The following is a 15,079-nucleotide window of genomic DNA, read 5'->3' as shown; positions in this document are numbered from 1 at the left end:
CCGGATCAAGTCCGGGGTGACGACTGCTCCCGGCGCGATTGAGAGACATTCGACTTGACCCAAGCCTTCATCTGCGACGCCGTCCGTACCCCTATCGGCCGCTATGCCGGCGCGCTGTCCTCGGTCCGCGCCGACGACCTCGCCGCCATCCCCGTCCGCGCCCTGATGGAGCGCAACGCAAAAGCCGACTGGGAGCAACTCGACGACATCATCCTCGGCTGCGCCAACCAGGCGGGCGAGGACAATCGCAACCTCGCGCGCATGGCCGGCCTCCTCGCCGGCCTGCCCCACCAGAGCGGGGGCGTGACCCTCAATCGCCTGTGCGGCTCGGGCCTCGACGCCGTCGCGATGGCGGCGCGCGCGATCAAGAGTGGCGACAAGGACTTCATCCTCGCCGGCGGCAGCGAAAGCATGAGCCGCGCGCCCTTCGTCCTCCCCAAGGCGCAATCGGCGTTCGACCGCAACGCCGAAATCTACGACACCACCATCGGCTGGCGCTTCGTCAACCCGAAGCTGCGCGACGCCTATGGCGACGACACGATGCCGAGCACCGCGGAGAATGTCGCCGACGACTTCTCGATCAGCCGCGAAGACCAGGACGCCTTCGCCCAGCGCAGCCAGGAGAAGGCCGCCGTCGCGCAAGCCAACGGCCGCCTCGCCGCCGAGATCGTCGCGGTCGACATCCCCGGCCGCAAGGGCGAGGTCACCACCGTCGACAAGGACGAGCACCCCCGCCTCACCGGCCTCGACAAGCTCGCCGCGCTGAAGCCGATCGTCCGCAAGGACGGCACCGTCACCGCGGGCAATGCCTCGGGCGTCAACGACGGCGCCGCCGCGCTGATCGTCGCCTCGGAGGAAATGGCGAAGCGCCACGGCCTCACCCCCCGCGCCCGCGTGCTCGGCGCCGCGGTCGCCGGCGTGCCGCCGCGGATCATGGGCATCGGCCCCGCCCCGGCGACCGAGAAGCTACTCGCCCGCCTCGGCCTCACCCTCGCCCAGATGGACGTGATCGAATTGAACGAAGCCTTCGCCGCGCAGGGCCTCGCGGTCCTCCGCCAACTCAACATCGCCGACGACGACCCCCGCGTGAACCCCAACGGCGGCGCCATCGCGCTCGGCCATCCGCTCGGCATGAGCGGCGCCCGCCTCGCCCTCACCGCCACCGAGGAACTCCAGCGCACCGGCGGCCGCTACGCCCTCGCCACCATGTGCATCGGCGTCGGCCAGGGCATTGCCATGGCGATCGAGCGGGTCTGATGGTCCCGCGTCATTGCGAGCGGAGCGAAGCAATCCATATCGCGGCGATGGATTGCTTCACCCGCGGTTCGCAATGACGACGGACAACCTCTGGGACGTCCTCCGCGAAGTCCCCGACCCCGAGATCCCGGTCATCTCGGTGGTCGACCTCGGCATCGTCCGCGAGGTGTCGGCCGACCGCGTCGTCATCACCCCGACCTATTCGGGCTGCCCCGCCACCCTGGTGATCGAGCAGAGCATCCGCGCCGCGCTCGACGCCGCTGGCTATCGCTCGGTCCGGATCGAGACCGCCATCGCCCCGCCCTGGACCACCGAGTGGATCACCCCCGAGGGTCGCGAAGCCTTACGGAAGTACGGCATCGCCCCGCCCGAGCCCTCGGGCGCGGTCGCCTGCCCGCAATGCGGCTCAGATCACGTCGAGGAAATCAGCCGCTTCGGCTCGACCCCCTGCAAGAGCCAGTATCGCTGCCGTGACTGCCTCGAACCCTTCGACCGCTTCAAGTGCCACTGACGCCTCTTCGTTATTGCGAGCGAAGCGAAGCAATCCAGGCCGCGTCGACGCATGACTGAGCTATGGATTGCTTCGCTATGCTCGCAATGACGACCTGATCACCCGCACTGCCCCCGGTGCAGCAATTTGTGATCCGCCAGCACCAGCGCGACCATCGCCTCGACCACCGGCGCGCCCCTGATCCCGACGCACGGATCGTGCCGGCCCCGCGTGACCGCATCGACCTCATTCCCGGCCTCGTCCACGCTCGGCACCGGCACCCGGATCGACGAGGTCGGCTTGAACGCCACGCGGACGACGACCTCCTGCCCGGTCGAGATGCCCCCGGTGATCCCGCCCGCATGGTTGCTGTCGAACCGCCCGCCGCTCCGGATCGCGTCGGCATTCTCGCTGCCCTTCAGGCACGCCGCCGCGAAGCCGTCGCCGATCTCGACCGCCTTGACCGCATTGATCCCCATGCACGCCCCCGCGAGATCGGCGTCGAGCTTGCCATAGACCGGCGCCCCCCAGCCCGCCGGCACCCCGCCCGCGACGCACTCGATCACCGCACCAAGGCTGTCGCCCGCCGCGCGCGCCTCGTCGAGCAGCGCTTCCCACCGGCTACCGTCAGCCTCGCCGCCAATCTCGACCACCTTCGCGATAATCGTCACCTCGGGGATGATCAGCCGCGCGATCGCCCCGCCGGCGACCCGGATCGCGGTCTCGCGCGCGCTTGCCCGCCCGCCGCCGCGCGGATCGCGCAGCCCGTATTTCTGCTGATAGGCCAAGTCGGCATGCCCCGGCCGGAACGGCAGCCCGGCATAATCCCCTGACCGCGCATCGACATTGTCGATCATGAAGCCGATCGGCGTCCCCGTCGTCCGCCCCTCGTAAATCCCCGACAGCAGCCGCACCCGGTCGGGCTCCTGCCGCGGCGAGACGTTCTTGCCCGTCCCCGGCCGCCGCAAATCGAGGAAATGCTGCACCTGCGCCTCGTCGAGCGCGATCCCCGGCGGGCAGCCGTCGAGCACCCCGCCGATCGCCGGCCCATGGCTCTCGCCCCAACTCGTCAGCCGCAGCAGCCGCCCGAAGCCGTTCCAGCTCATGCCGCCTCCCTGATGTCCGCGCCAAGCCCGCGCATCGCGGTCACGAAGGTCGGGAAGCTGGTCGAAATCATCTCCGCCTCGTCGACCGTCACCGGCTGCGCGGCGGCGAGCCCCAGCACCAGATGCGCCATCGCGATCCGGTGATCGCCGTGGGTCGCTACTTCGGCCCCGCCCGGCACCGCGCCGCCCGTGATCACCAGCGCATCGCCCTCGGCGCGCGCGTCCACCCCGCACGCCGCCAGCCCCGCCGCCATCAGCGCCAGCCGGTCGCTCTCCTTGTGCCTAAGCTCGTCGAGCCCCTCGATCCGCGTCTCTCCCCGTGCACAAGCCGCGAGCACCGCAAGGATCGGGATCTCGTCGACCATCGAGGGGATTTCCTCGGGCGTGAACTCGGCCCCGAACAACGGCCCGAATCGCACCCGTACGTCGCCGATCGTCTCCCCCGCCTGCCCGCGCACATTGGCCAGCGCGACGTCGGCGCCCATCCGCTGCAACGCCATGACGAAGCCGCTCCGCTGCGGGTTCAGGAGCATGTCAGGCGCGGTCACCTCCGACCCGGGCACGATCGCCGCCGCCGCGAGCGCAAAGGCGGCCGACGACGGATCGCCCGCGATCGGGATCAGTGCGGGCTTGAGCTGGCGGCGCTCGCCGAGGCTGACCCGCTCGCCCTCGCGAACGACGTCGACCCCCATCGCCGCCAGCATGATTTCGCTATGATCGCGGCTCGGCACCGGCTCGGTGACGCTGACCGGCTGGTCGGTGCCGAGCCCGGCGAGCAGCACCGCCGACTTGACCTGCGCCGACGCCGGCACGTTCACGTGCACGATTCCCTGGGTCACCGGCCCGCGCAGCGTCAGCGGCAATGTCTCGCCGCCCTCGAACCGTACGCCCATCGCCTCCAACGGCCGCCGCACCCGTCCCATCGGTCGGCGACTCAGCGAGGCGTCGCCGGTGAAGGTCGCGCTCACTCCCTGCCCCGCCGCCGCGCCCATCAGCAATCGCGCGCTCGTCCCGCTGTTGCCGCAATCGATCGGCGCGTCCGGGGTTCGCCAGCGCCCTCCGATCACCCGCCAGCGCCCCGGCCCGAACTGCTCGACCCGCACCCCGAACGCGCGCAGCGCCTGCGCCGTGGCCAGCACGTCGGCGCTTTCGAGCAACCCGCTGACCACCGTCTCGCCCTCGGCCAGCGCGCCGAAGATCAGCGCGCGGTGCGACAGCGACTTGTCGCCGGGAACGGCGAAGCGGCCGGCGAGCGGCCCCGACGGGCGGCTCGTCAGCTTCAGGCGCCGAGCGCCTTGCCGAGCTCGACCTGCCCCTGCTCCATGCCCGAGCCCGGGACGGTCGCGGTGGCGAGGTCGCCGATCTCACCCAACCGGTCGAGGATGACCTGCCCGGCGTCGAGGTCGTCGAGCCCCTTGATCGAAATGCCCTTGGTCAGCGTGATCTGCGCCGCCTCGACCCCCTGCGCGCCCGCCGCGAGGATGGTCCGCGTCGGCGCTTCCTCGGCGACCAGCGCGAGCAGCGCCGGGCTGACGAACTCGGGCTTGAGCAACTCCAGCGCCTGCGGCGGCAACAGCCCCTCGGTCATCGCCGTCCGCGCGGTCGGCGCGAGGCAGTTGACCTTCACATTGTTCTTGGCGCCTTCCAGCGCGAGAGTCTGCATGAAGCCGACCAGCGCCATCTTCGCCGCGCCGTAATTGCTCTGCCCGAAATTGCCGTAGAGCCCGCTCGACGAGGTGGTCATCACGATCCGCCCGTAATTGCGCTCGCGCATCCCGTCCCACACCGCCTTGGTGCAGATGACGCTGCCCATCAGGTGGACGTCCATCACCAGCCGGAAGTCGGCGAGGTCCATCTTGGCGAAGCTCTTGTCGCGCAGGATGCCGGCATTGTTGACGAGGATGTCGACCGCCCCCGCTTTTGCCACCATCTCGGCCACCGCGGCCTCATTGGTGACGCTCGCCCCGAACGCCGAGGCCTTGCCGCCAGCGCTGAGGATTTCCTCCATCACCTTCTCGGCCAGGCCGATGTTCTGCGGAATGTCGTTGACGATCACCCTGGCGCCCGCGCGCGCCAGCAGCAGCGCGTGGCAGCGGCCGAGGCCCCCGCCGGCGCCGGTGACGATCGCGGTCCTGCCCTCAAGCGAAATGGCCATGCGGCTCCCCTTGTTCAGTCTGCGAGGGCAGTAGCGTCCTTCATCGCGCTGACAAGCTGGCGCAGCGCCGCCGGATCGGCGCCGAGCTTGACCAGCGCCGAGCCGGCGATGACCCCGTTCGCCCCGGCGGCTAGCGCCTGCGCGACATGCTCTGGCGTCGAGATGCCGAAGCCGAGGATCGGCGGCGGCGCCCCCGCCTCGGCCAGCAATTCGAAGATCGCATCATGGTCGAGCGCGAGCGCCTCGCCCGTCCCGGTCACCCCGGCGCGGGCGACGCAATAAGTGTAGCCACCGCTCAACCGCGCAATTCGCTCGACCACCGCGGCAGGCGTGTTCGGCGCGGCGATCATTACCAGCTCAAGTCCGGCAGCCTTGGCGGCAGTGGCGAAGCGTTCGGCCTCGAGGCTCGGCACGTCGGCGACCAGCATCGAATCTGCCCCCGCCGCCGCCGCGTCGGCCATGAACCGGTCGAGCCCGCGCGCGATCAGCAGATTGGCGTAGGTCAGGATCCCGATCGGCACCGCCGGATGCTTGGCGCGAAACTGCCGCAGCAGCGCGAAGCAATCGTCGACCCGCACCCCGGCCTTGAGCGCCCGCTCGGCCGCCGCCTGGATCACCGGCCCGTCGGCGACCGGGTCGGAGAAGGGAATGCCCACCTCGATCATGTCGGCGCCGCCATCGATCAAGGCGTCGAGCAGCGTCGCACTGGTCGCCACATCGGGATCGCCGAGCATCAGGAAGCCGCCGAACGCGCCCTCGTGCCGCTGCTTCAAGCGCAGGAACATTTCGTCGTAGCGGCTCATGCGGCCTCCGGCTTCAACAGCTTGACCGCGCTCGCCATGTCCTTGTCGCCACGCCCCGACAGGTTGACGACGATGGTCATCTCGCGGTCCGCCTCGCGCGCCAGCTTGATCGCATAGGCCACCGCATGCGCGCTCTCGAACGCCGGGATGATCCCCTCGGCTTTCGCCAGCGCCTGGAAGGCGGCGAGCGCATCGTCGTCCTCGACCCCGACATAATCGGCGCGGCCGCTCTCCTTCAGATACGCATGCTCGGGCCCCACTGCGGGATAATCGAGCCCGGCCGAGATCGACCAGCTGTCACTGATCTGCCCGTCGCTGTCCTGCAGCACCAAAGTCTCGGTGCCGTGGAGGATGCCGTGATGCCCGCGCAGGATGGTCGCGCCATGCTCGTGCCCCGACAGGCCCTTGCCCGCCGCCTCGACCCCGACCAGCCGGACGCCCTCGTCGGGAATGAAGTCGCTGAACATGCCGATCGCATTCGACCCGCCGCCCACGCAGGCGACGACCACGTCGGGCAACCGCCCCTCGACCTCGACCACCTGCGCCCGCGCCTCCTTGCCGATCACCCGCTGGAATTGCCGGACCATCGTCGGATAGGGGTGCGGCCCGGCGGCGGTGCCGAGCAGATAGTGCGTATGCGGAAAGCTCGCGGTCCAGTCGCGCAGCGCCTCGTTGACCGAGTCCTTGAGCGTCCGGTCGCCCGCGGTGACCGGGATCACCTTCGCGCCCATCAGCTCCATCCGGAACACGTTCAGCTGCTGCCGCGCCACGTCGTCGGCGCCCATGTAGATTTCGGTTTCGAGCCCGAACAGCGCCCCCGCCAGTGCGGTCGCGACGCCATGCTGCCCGGCTCCGGTCTCGGCGATCAGCCGGCGCTTGCCCATCCGCTTGGCGAGCAGACCCTGCGCCAGCACCTGGTTGGTCTTGTGCGCCCCGCCATGGAGCAGATCCTCGCGCTTGAGGTAAATCCGCGCCGGGCTGTCGCCCGCGAGGTTGCGACAGCGGGTCAGCGGCGTCGGCCGCCCGGCGTAGGTCGTGAGCAGCTCCTCCAGCTCCGCCGCGAAAGCCGGGTCCTGCTCGGCCTCGAGGAAGGCGCCTTCGAGCTGCTCGAGCGCGGGCACCAATATCTCGGGCACGTAGCAGCCGCCGTAGCGGCCGAAGCGTCCGTCATGCTTCATCGTGTCGCCTTTCTTTTCGTCGGCCGCAGCGCCGCGAACAGCGCGCGCAGCTTGTCATGATCCTTGATGCCCGGCGCCGATTCGAGCCGCGAGCTGGCGTCGAGCCCGTAAACCCCCGTCGCCTGCGCCGCCCGCGCATTGTCGGGCCCGATCCCCCCGGCGAGCCACGCCTCGGGCCGCCGCGGATGATCGGAGACCGTCGCCCAGTCGAACGCCTCGCCGGTCCCGCCTGCGCCGTGGTCGAATAATTGCCGATGTCCGCCGCGCTCCTCGGCGCCCGCCGTCCACACCTCGCCGCCGAACAGCCCGCGGATCGCGGCGACGCTGTCGGCGCTCTCGTCCCCGTGCAGCTGCACCACCGCCAGCCCCAACGCCTCGGCCGCCGCGATCACCTGATCGACCGGCGCATCACGAAACACACCGACCGGCTTCAGCCCCGCGGCCCGCGCCACCTCGGCGAGCGGCCCCGCCTGCTCGACCGTCAGCGCCCGCGGCGTACCCGGCACGAGGATCAACCCAACATGGGTCGCCCCCGCCGCGGCCGCCGCCCGCACATCTTCGGCCCGGGTCAGCCCGCAGACCTTGACCCGCCCGAACACCAGCGCCCGCGCCGCCTCGCCGACATCGTCCGCCGCCATCAGCGACGAACCGACCAGGAAGGCGTCGGCCAGCGGTGCAAGGCGCTCGACATCGACGCGGGTGGCGATTCCCGATTCGCTCACCAGCACCCGCTCCGCCGGCACCAGCGGTGCCAGCCGTTCGGTCACCGCCAGGTCGGTCCTGAGCGTCTTCAAATCCCGGTTGTTGATCCCGACGATCCGCGCTCCCAGCGCCAGCGCGCGCTCGAGCTCTTCCTCGTCATGCACCTCGGTCAGCACGTCCATCGCCAGCCGCGCGGCCTCGGCCATCATCGCCCGCGCGCCATCGTCGTCGAGCACCGACAACATGCACAGCACCGCATCGGCGCCGTGCAATCGCGCTTCGGTCACCTGGCGCGGATCGACCACGAAATCCTTTGCGAGGATCGGCCCGTCGAACAGCGCGCGCACCGACCGCAGCGCCGCGAATGACCCGCCGAAGAACCGCTCGTCGGTCAGCACGCTCACCGCATCGGCGACCCCGGCATAAGCCTTCGCCGCCGTCTCGATCGAGTGCGCCGAGCGATGCCCCGAGGGCGAGGCGCGCTTGACCTCCATGATGAACCGCGCGCCCGGCCGGCGCAGCGCCGCCTCGAGCGAACGCTCGCTCGGCACCGCCGCACCGCCGTCGAACCCCGCCAACCGCGCCGCGACCTCGGCCCGTTTGTGCGCGACGATCTCAGCCAGCACGTCAGTCACGGCTCGCCTCGACATAGGCGCGCAAGATCTGCCCCGGACGCCCGCTCGCCAGCGCCTCGCGCGCCATGTCGGTCCCCTCGCGCAGGTCGCCGGCGACGTCGGCGGTCATCAGCAGCGCGCCCGCGTTCAGCGCCACCACCGCCGCATCGGCCGCCGCGCTCTGCCCGTCGAGCAGCGCCAGCAACCGCGCGCCATTCTCCTCAGCATCGCCACCCTCGACCCCGGCCAGCGGCGCGCGGTCGAGCCCCGCCTGCTCCGGCGTCAGCGTCACTTCGGTCAGCACGCCGCCGTGCAACCGGATCGCCTGCGTCTCGGCGTGGAGCGCCACCTCGTCGAGCCCGCCGCCATGCACCACCAGCGCCTGCTCGACCCCCATCGCGCCGAGCACCAGCGCCACCCGCCGCAGCAGCTTGGGATCGGCGACCCCGAGCAATTGCACCGGCGGCCGCGCCGGGTTCACGCACGGCCCGAGCAAATTCATCACCGTGCGCACCTGCAACTGCCGGCGGATCGGCGCCGCATGCTTCATCCCGACATGATAAGAGGGCGCGAACAGGAAGCAGAAGCCGGTCTCGTCGAGGCAGCGCCGCGCGGCGGTCGGCGCCATCTCAAGCGTCGCGCCGAGCGCTTCCAGCACATCCGCCGAGCCGCAGCGGCTGCTCGCCGAGCGGTTGCCATGCTTGGCGACCGGCAGCCCGCACGCCGCCGCGACGAACGCCGCCGCGGTCGAGATGTTGATCGAGCCCGAGCCGTCACCCCCGGTCCCGCAGCAATCGGCGAACAGATAGTCGGGGCGCGGGAAATCGACCGCGGCGGCGGCCAGCGCCTGCGCTGCGCCGATCATCTCCTCCTCGGTCTCGCCCTTGACCCGGAGCGCGACCAGCAGCCCGGCGATCTCGCCCGGCTCCAGCCGGCCGAGCACCAGCCGCTCGAACAAATGGCGGCTCTGGTCGGCGCTCAGGTCCTGCCCGTCGAGCAGGCGCGGCATCGGGTTGGGCACCGGCCCTTGGTCGGGCGGCAGGTGCGGCTGGAGCGAGGTGGCGCTGGTCGACATGGAGAAACGCTTTCGTGGAGCACAAAAAAACCCGCCGGGGAGCGGCGGGTCGGACAAACTCTGGTCGGTGAAGTCGGGAAGGAAAGTCCGCTTACCGCCAGCGCCATCGCGCCGCCGCCACAGGCACACGCCACCACCGCCAGGAAGCGGTCGCGGAAGCGGTGAGGGCGAAGGCGGAAGCCATGGCGCCTACCTCCCTGCTTCGACGCGGCTTGTCAACGCTGGCCGAACGGCCATGGTGCCGCGCATGACCGACCCACGGATCGTGATCGCCGGCGCCGGCAACATCGGCTGCTACCTCGGCGGGCTGCTCGCCGCCGCCGGCCGCCGGGTGACCCTGCTCGGCCGCGAACGAATCGGCGACGCCCTCGCCGAGCATGGTCTCCACCTCACCGACCTCGACGGGCTCGACCTCGGTCTCGGGCCCGGCGTGGTGCCCTTCGCCACCGATCCCGTGGTGCTGGCCGACGCGGACCTCATCCTCGTCACGGTGAAGAGCGGCGCCACCGCCGAGATGGCCGCGCTGATCGCTGCCCACGCGCCGCCGCACGCCACGGTGATCAGCCTCCAGAACGGCATCGCCAACGCCGACATCCTCCGCGCCGCCTTGCGCGGCCGCACCGTCCTCGCCGGGATGGTCCCCTTCAACGTCGGCAACCTCGGCGACGGCCACTTCCACCGCGGCACCTCGGGCAGCCTCGTCATCGAGGACCGCGACCCTGCCGCGCTCGCCGCGCTGACGGTCCCCCACCTCGGCGTCCGCGCGGTGCCCGACATCGGCCCGGTCCAGTGGGGCAAGCTGGTGATCAACCTCAACAATGCGCTCAATGCGCTGTCCGGCCTCACCGTCTTCGAGCAGCTCCAGAGCCGGCCGTGGCGGCGGGTGATGGCGGCGCAGCAGGCCGAGGCGCTCGCCCTCCTTGCCCAGGCCGGCATCGACCCCGTCGGCATCGGCAAATTCCCGCTGAAGCGCTTCCCCGCGGTACTGCGCCTGCCGACTCCCTTGTTCCGGCTGCTCGCCAAATCCTCGGTGCGGGTCGACCGCCGCGCCCGTTCGTCGATGTGGGACGATCTCGAGCGCCGCCGCCCGACCGAGGTCGGTGAGCTTCAGGGCGCGGTGATCGCGCTCGCCCAGCGACTCGGCGCCACCGCCCCGATCGCCGTGCGAGTGACCGCCTTAATCCGCGCCGCCGAGGCCGCCGGGCAGGGTTCGCCCGGCCTCGCTCCCGCCGAGGTCCTGCCCAAGCGGTGAACATCCTCTACGTCATCAATTCGGTCGAGGGTGGCGGCGCCGCGCTGCCCGTCCCCGCGATCGTCGCCGCGCTGGAGAAAGCAGGCGCGGCCGTCACCGTGCTCGCGCTCACCCGCCGCAACGGCAAGGCGCTCCCGGCCCTCGAGCGCGCCGGGGTCCGCACGATCGTCCGCGAGGGCGGCGAAAAGGATCATGGCGCGGCACTCAAATGGCTCGGCCAGCAGATCGCCGCGCACCGCCCCGACCTCCTCTGGACTTCGCTCACCCGCGCGACCCTGCTCGGCCAGTGGGCTGGGCAGCGCGCCGGCGTGCCGGTGGTAAGCTGGCAGCACAACGCCTTTTTAAAACCCTCCAACCGCTGGCTTCTCCGCGCCCGCCGCAACGCCGCCATCCTGTGGGTCGCCGACTCGGCCGCGGTAGCTCGACTGACCGAGCAACGGCTGGGCCTCGCCCCCGAACGCGTGATCACCTGGCCGATCTTCGCCGCCGACCCCACGGCTCCTTTGGCCCGCCCGTGGTCGCCCGGCGAGACGCTCGAACTCGGCAGCCTCGGCCGCCTCCATCCCAACAAAGGCTACGACCTGTTGCTGGCCGCGCTGGCCCGGCTCGCCGCCGACGGATTCGTCGCCCCGGTGCCGTTTTGGGTGCGGATCGCCGGCGAGGGGTCCGAGGAAGCCGTCTTGCGTGCGCAAATGGCGGAATTGAATCCGCCAAATGTCGCATTTTGCGGCTATGTCGGCGACAGCCGCGACTTTCTCGCGGGGCTCCACGCCTACCTCCAACCCTCCCGCCGCGAGGGCTTCTGCATCGCCGCCCACGAGGCGATGCAGGCCGCCCTCCCCGTCCTCGGCACCCGCACCGGCGAGATGCCATTCAGCATCGAAGAAGGCGTCAGCGGCTGGCTGGCGGACCCCGGGGACGTCGCTTCGCTGGCGGCTGGGCTGCGGAGATTGCTGAGCAATCCGAACGACTTGGCGGTGATGGGCGCGGCCGCGCGGGAGACAGTCTTGACCCGCTTCAGCCAACAGAAGTTCGACGCAACCGCCGCCGAAATCCTCGCCCGCGTTCAAACCGCCGCGACGCTGAGCTCTCCCCGCTTGTAGCGCCGCACCGCCGCCCGGAACGAGAACAGCAGGCTCGCCGCGATCACCGCGCTCTGCAACAACGCATGCCACCCCGCCCCGTTGAGCCCGAGCCACCACAGCAAGGGCGGTAAAGCGGGGTATAACAACAGGTTACCGACCAGCTTGGCGTTGATCGACTTGTTCGGAAGGCCGAGCGCGATCAGACCCGGCGAGACCGGCGCGGTGCCCAGCGTCAGCAGCCGCGCGGCGGCGGTCAGCGACAGGATCCACGCGGTCCCGCTGCCGGTAAAGGTATGCCCGCCGATGAAGTGCATGATGCGGTCGGCGAAGATGCCGAGGATCAGGCACATCGGCACCCCGATCGCCGTGGCGACCGCCGCCGAATGCCACACCGCCTGGCGGAAACCCTTGAAATCCTGCTGGGCGATCAGCTTGGCGACCACCGCATAGCTCGAGTTGGCGAGCATCTGGGCGGGCTGCTGGAGAACGATGCTGGCGCGCTGGGCGAGGCTGAAAATGCCCGCCGCGGCCGGCCCGAGCATCCAGCCGACGGTCAGCGGGGCGAGCTTGGGGCCCATTTCGCTCAATGTGATGTCGACGTTGGTGGTGACGATGAACGGCAGCAGCCCTTCGTTCTCGGCGACCGTGCCGCGCACCGAGCCGACCAGCCCGTGCGACAGCCGCATCCGCCGCAGCACCCACAGCCCCATCACCCACATGCTCAGCCCTTCCGCGAGCGAGGCAAGCAGCCAGATGGTGAGGAAAGTGACGAGCCCGCCGCCGAGCGCGAGGGTCAGCAGGCAGCCGCCGAGCCGGACCAGCGGATTGACCAGCTGGTGGAAGCCCAGCAGGTCGAACCGCTCAGCAATCTGGAGGATGCCGTAGGGGGTCGCGCGAACAGTGGCGACGATGGCGAAGGCGTAGGGGATGGCGAAGCGCATCGCGTCGGGCGACCAGCCGAGCCGCGGGCCGATCCACGGAACCAGCGCCATCGCCACCAGCACCGCGATCGCTCCGCAGCCGATTTCGACCAGCGCCATGAAGCGGATCAACCGCATCAGCCGGCCATGCTCGCCCTGCTGGAGCGCAAAATTGCCGTAGCGGACGACCCCGTGGAACCCTGAGAAAGCGATCAGGCTGCCGATGAAGGTGGTGTAGCCGTGGAGCAGGATGAGGATGCCGTAGCTGGTCGCGCCCAACGCATGGGTGACGATCACCACGTAGCAGAGGCTGAGCAGACCGGCGCCGATCTTGCCCCCCGCGAGCAGCCCGAGATTGGCGAAAATCCGGCGCAGCGCGCCGCCTTGCGCGGGAGTTGTGACGGGCGTTTCCAAGCGGTCGGTCGGGTCCCTGCGGGTAGCCGGGCAGTGCGGCCCCCAGCGACGCCATAGCGGCGGCGGGCGGGCGCGCAAAGCGGCGCGTCAGGCGGGAACGAGGCCGAGCTTGTGGAGGATGGCGTCGGCGGCGCGCTCGGACGCCGGCCGCTCGGTGCGGTCGATGCTGGCCGCGAACAGCGCCTGCTGGGCGGGCAGGTAACGCGGATGGTCGCGCCACGCCCGTTCGAGCGCACCGGGCAGCGCGTCGACTTCGTCGATCACCTCGCCCGCCTGCCAGAAGGCGTAATTCGGGTCGTCGCGCCAGGCGACGCCGTGCGTGTTGAGAAAGATGCACGGCCGCGGCGTGGCGAGGAATTCGTAGAGTTGGCTGCTGACATCACCGAGATAGAGGTCGGCGGCCTGGGTGTAGGTGAGGTCGGTCGAGGCCGGCGAGCCGCGGTCGACGAGAATGTTCGGGGCCTCAATGACCGCCTTGGCAATCTTGCCCGGACGGCGCGCGGTCAGCCGGTCGATGGTCACCGTCAGCGGCCGCTCGAACAGCATCACATGGGGCGCGAAGATGAGGTTGTAGGCCGGATTGGCCGCGAACCAGGCGAGTAGCTTGGCGCCATCTTCATACCAGGACGACAGATGCGGCGAGACGTGCGGGTTGTAGAGCACCGTCGGGCCGCCGTTGGCCTGCAGCGGCAGGCGCGGCGGCGTCGCGGGAAGGAGGTCGAGCTTGGGATAGCCGACCAGGGCAAGCTGCTCGGCGGGCACTCCCGCCTCCGCGCTCAGCCGGCGCGCGATCTTGGGACCCGAGACGAGCACCAGGTCGAAGGCGCGGCTGGCGGCATTGAACCCGATCGCGCGGTCGCCCGCGCCGTGGCGGGTGTGGATCAGCGTCAGGCCGGTGAGGCCGTAGCGGGTCTTCAAGAGGGTCGAGCTCTTCTCGGCGACCACCAGCGCGTCGAGCGTGCGGAAGAAGGCGAGATTGTCGCGGAGGACGGCGAGCTTGGCGATCGGCAGCCACCGCTCGAGCAGCGCGCTCGCCAGCCGGCTCGACCGCCGTCGTGGCCGCAAGGCGACCATCGTCAGCGGCGGCCGCTCACCCTGGCCGGCGATCAACCGCTCGACTTCGGCGGCAAGGCGATCGGAGGTGGTGATCAGCACGACCTCGACCCCGGGCAACCGCCGCCGCGCGAGCGCCAGCGCGATCGGCAGGCTGTGCCCGATCTGGTGGATCTGGTCGTGATTGAAGAGGAAGCCGATCCGCCGCGGCTGTCGTTCGCTGCTGGTCACCAAGGCCTCATCGTGCGGGCGACCCTAGCCCGCAGCGCCGGCTATGGCCAAGCGTGCGCCTGCCGCCAAACGCCTTTTCCCATCGCCGTGAAGTTGATACTCTAGCGAAACAAGATTGCCACGGGACTCGGCGGCGGTTGGCGGCATCATCGACGCGCCCACCCGCTTGATGTCCGGCTGGTCGTTGCTGGCCGCCCGGCGGCCGCGTGATGCGTCAACCTCATCGGGAGAAGCAGACATGACCACCTTGCCTCGAATGGCCGCCGGCCTCGCCCTTACGCTGGCCGCGTTGCCGGTTTCCGCTGCCGCGCAACCAGCCGGCTTCCTGGTGTCCATGGTCGCGCAGGATTGGTCAGCGGGACGCGGCGCCAACAATCTCTACCAGCGCGGCTATCAGGACGGCCTTTCCGGCGGCCCGCGCCTGGGCAATGCGCGCGCCTATCTGCAAGGCTATCAGGCCGGCGCGCAGGCGCGCTTCGGTCAGGGCGGGGGCGCGCCGCTCTACGGCTGGTACGACAACGGCTGGAGCCGGCTCCAGGGCCGCAACACCGCCGAGGCGCTGAGCCGTCTCAACAATCGCGGCTTCGTCGAAGTGAGCAACCGCAAGCTGGGCGGAGAATGGGTCAAGGAATATTGGCGCCGCGGCAGCCGCGAGTGCCTGGTGATCCGCTCGGCGCACAACCGGATCAACTCGATCCAGCCGGTCGATCCTGCCCAGTGCCGCTACTAGGCACGATGTCATGA

General features: G+C 70.4%; 14 protein-coding genes. 5 read left to right on the top strand and 9 right to left on the bottom strand.

Going from position 1 to position 15,079, the window contains the following annotated elements:
* Positions 1 to 54: 54 nt before the first annotated feature.
* The gene (pcaF, locus tag GCU42_RS11530; RefSeq protein ID WP_114227641.1) at positions 55 to 1,257 is read left to right on the top strand and encodes a 3-oxoadipyl-CoA thiolase; all 1,203 of its coding nucleotides are present in this window, start codon (positions 55 to 57) and stop codon (positions 1,255 to 1,257) included.
* Between the two features lie 73 nt (positions 1,258 to 1,330).
* Positions 1,331 to 1,768 carry a 1,2-phenylacetyl-CoA epoxidase subunit PaaD gene (gene paaD / locus GCU42_RS11525; RefSeq protein WP_114227640.1) on the top strand — a complete coding sequence of 146 codons (438 nt, stop codon included), beginning with the start codon at positions 1,331 to 1,333 and terminating at the stop codon, positions 1,766 to 1,768.
* Between the two features lie 98 nt (positions 1,769 to 1,866).
* Here the strand turns inward: paaD and GCU42_RS11520 are convergent, their stop codons facing one another.
* Genes GCU42_RS11520 through trpD form a run of 7 tightly spaced genes read right to left on the bottom strand, consistent with a single transcriptional unit; the run spans position 1,867 to position 9,380 of the window.
* A complete protein-coding gene (locus tag GCU42_RS11520; protein ID WP_114227639.1) occupies positions 1,867 to 2,853 on the bottom strand; it encodes a chorismate synthase in 987 nt (328 codons plus the stop codon).
* Positions 2,850 to 4,130, bottom strand: a complete 1,281-nt coding sequence (gene aroA, locus GCU42_RS11515; protein ID WP_335341015.1) for a 3-phosphoshikimate 1-carboxyvinyltransferase — start codon at positions 4,128 to 4,130, stop codon at positions 2,850 to 2,852. Before aroA ends, GCU42_RS11520 begins: the two co-directional genes overlap by 4 nt.
* 2 nt (positions 4,131 to 4,132) lie before the next feature.
* On the bottom strand, positions 4,133 to 5,008 hold the full coding sequence (locus GCU42_RS11510; RefSeq protein WP_114227637.1) for an SDR family NAD(P)-dependent oxidoreductase: 876 nt from the start codon (positions 5,006 to 5,008) through the stop codon (positions 4,133 to 4,135).
* 14 nt (positions 5,009 to 5,022) lie between these two features.
* Positions 5,023 to 5,811, bottom strand: coding sequence for a tryptophan synthase subunit alpha (trpA, locus tag GCU42_RS11505; protein ID WP_114227636.1), 789 nt, complete (start codon positions 5,809 to 5,811; stop codon positions 5,023 to 5,025).
* The gene (trpB, locus tag GCU42_RS11500) at positions 5,808 to 6,989 is read right to left on the bottom strand and encodes a tryptophan synthase subunit beta (RefSeq protein ID WP_114227635.1); all 1,182 of its coding nucleotides are present in this window, start codon (positions 6,987 to 6,989) and stop codon (positions 5,808 to 5,810) included. Before trpB ends, trpA begins: the two co-directional genes overlap by 4 nt.
* On the bottom strand, positions 6,986 to 8,326 hold the full coding sequence (trpCF, locus tag GCU42_RS11495; protein ID WP_205214970.1) for a bifunctional indole-3-glycerol-phosphate synthase TrpC/phosphoribosylanthranilate isomerase TrpF: 1,341 nt from the start codon (positions 8,324 to 8,326) through the stop codon (positions 6,986 to 6,988). The genes trpB and trpCF overlap by 4 nt, the downstream gene beginning before the upstream one ends.
* Complete coding sequence (gene trpD / locus GCU42_RS11490; protein ID WP_205214969.1) at positions 8,319 to 9,380, bottom strand: anthranilate phosphoribosyltransferase; 1,062 nt, start codon at positions 9,378 to 9,380, stop codon at positions 8,319 to 8,321. Before trpD ends, trpCF begins: the two co-directional genes overlap by 8 nt.
* Positions 9,381 to 9,627: 247 nt before the next feature.
* Here trpD and GCU42_RS11485 point away from each other — a divergent pair, with 247 nt between their 5' ends.
* On the top strand, positions 9,628 to 10,632 hold the full coding sequence (locus GCU42_RS11485; RefSeq protein WP_114227842.1) for a 2-dehydropantoate 2-reductase: 1,005 nt from the start codon (positions 9,628 to 9,630) through the stop codon (positions 10,630 to 10,632).
* Positions 10,629 to 11,735 carry a glycosyltransferase family 4 protein gene (locus tag GCU42_RS11480; RefSeq protein WP_114227633.1) on the top strand — a complete coding sequence of 369 codons (1,107 nt, stop codon included), beginning with the start codon at positions 10,629 to 10,631 and terminating at the stop codon, positions 11,733 to 11,735. Before GCU42_RS11485 ends, GCU42_RS11480 begins: the two co-directional genes overlap by 4 nt.
* On the opposite strand, the gene GCU42_RS11475 is transcribed toward GCU42_RS11480, so the two are convergent.
* Both GCU42_RS11475 and GCU42_RS11470 read right to left on the bottom strand, forming a co-directional pair.
* Positions 11,699 to 13,051, bottom strand: coding sequence for a lipopolysaccharide biosynthesis protein (locus GCU42_RS11475; RefSeq protein WP_114227632.1), 1,353 nt, complete (start codon positions 13,049 to 13,051; stop codon positions 11,699 to 11,701). The two genes, GCU42_RS11480 and GCU42_RS11475, sit on opposite strands and share 37 nt — an antisense overlap.
* A gap of 87 nt (positions 13,052 to 13,138) precedes the next feature.
* A complete protein-coding gene (locus GCU42_RS11470) occupies positions 13,139 to 14,335 on the bottom strand; it encodes a hypothetical protein (protein WP_168713120.1) in 1,197 nt (398 codons plus the stop codon).
* A gap of 238 nt (positions 14,336 to 14,573) precedes the next feature.
* On the opposite strand from GCU42_RS11470, the gene GCU42_RS11465 reads away from it, so the two are divergent.
* On the top strand, positions 14,574 to 15,065 hold the full coding sequence (locus tag GCU42_RS11465) for a hypothetical protein (protein WP_152569562.1): 492 nt from the start codon (positions 14,574 to 14,576) through the stop codon (positions 15,063 to 15,065).
* Positions 15,066 to 15,079 lie beyond the last annotated feature (14 nt).

Origin of the sequence: Sphingomonas ginsengisoli An et al. 2013, from assembly GCF_009363895.1 — a bacterium.
GTDB classification, from domain to species: domain Bacteria; phylum Pseudomonadota; class Alphaproteobacteria; order Sphingomonadales; family Sphingomonadaceae; genus Sphingomicrobium; species Sphingomicrobium ginsengisoli.
Note: the sequence above shows the minus strand (reverse complement) of the source record. Positions and strands in the feature narration are given on the sequence as shown.

What these genes read in the sequence shown, in the direction of transcription:
- paaD (WP_114227640.1), top strand. Translation starts at nt 1,331, where the DNA reads ATGACGACGGACAACCTCTGGGACGTCCTCCGCGAAGTCCCCGACCCC.
- GCU42_RS11520 (WP_114227639.1), bottom strand. Translation starts at nt 2,853, where the DNA reads ATGAGCTGGAACGGCTTCGGGCGGCTGCTGCGGCTGACGAGTTGGGGC.
- GCU42_RS11510 (WP_114227637.1), bottom strand. Translation starts at nt 5,008, where the DNA reads ATGGCCATTTCGCTTGAGGGCAGGACCGCGATCGTCACCGGCGCCGGC.
- trpA (WP_114227636.1), bottom strand. Translation starts at nt 5,811, where the DNA reads ATGAGCCGCTACGACGAAATGTTCCTGCGCTTGAAGCAGCGGCACGAG.
- trpB (WP_114227635.1), bottom strand. Translation starts at nt 6,989, where the DNA reads ATGAAGCATGACGGACGCTTCGGCCGCTACGGCGGCTGCTACGTGCCC.
- trpD (WP_205214969.1), bottom strand. Translation starts at nt 9,380, where the DNA reads ATGTCGACCAGCGCCACCTCGCTCCAGCCGCACCTGCCGCCCGACCAA.
- GCU42_RS11485 (WP_114227842.1), top strand. Translation starts at nt 9,628, where the DNA reads ATGACCGACCCACGGATCGTGATCGCCGGCGCCGGCAACATCGGCTGC.
- GCU42_RS11465 (WP_152569562.1), top strand. Translation starts at nt 14,574, where the DNA reads ATGACCACCTTGCCTCGAATGGCCGCCGGCCTCGCCCTTACGCTGGCC.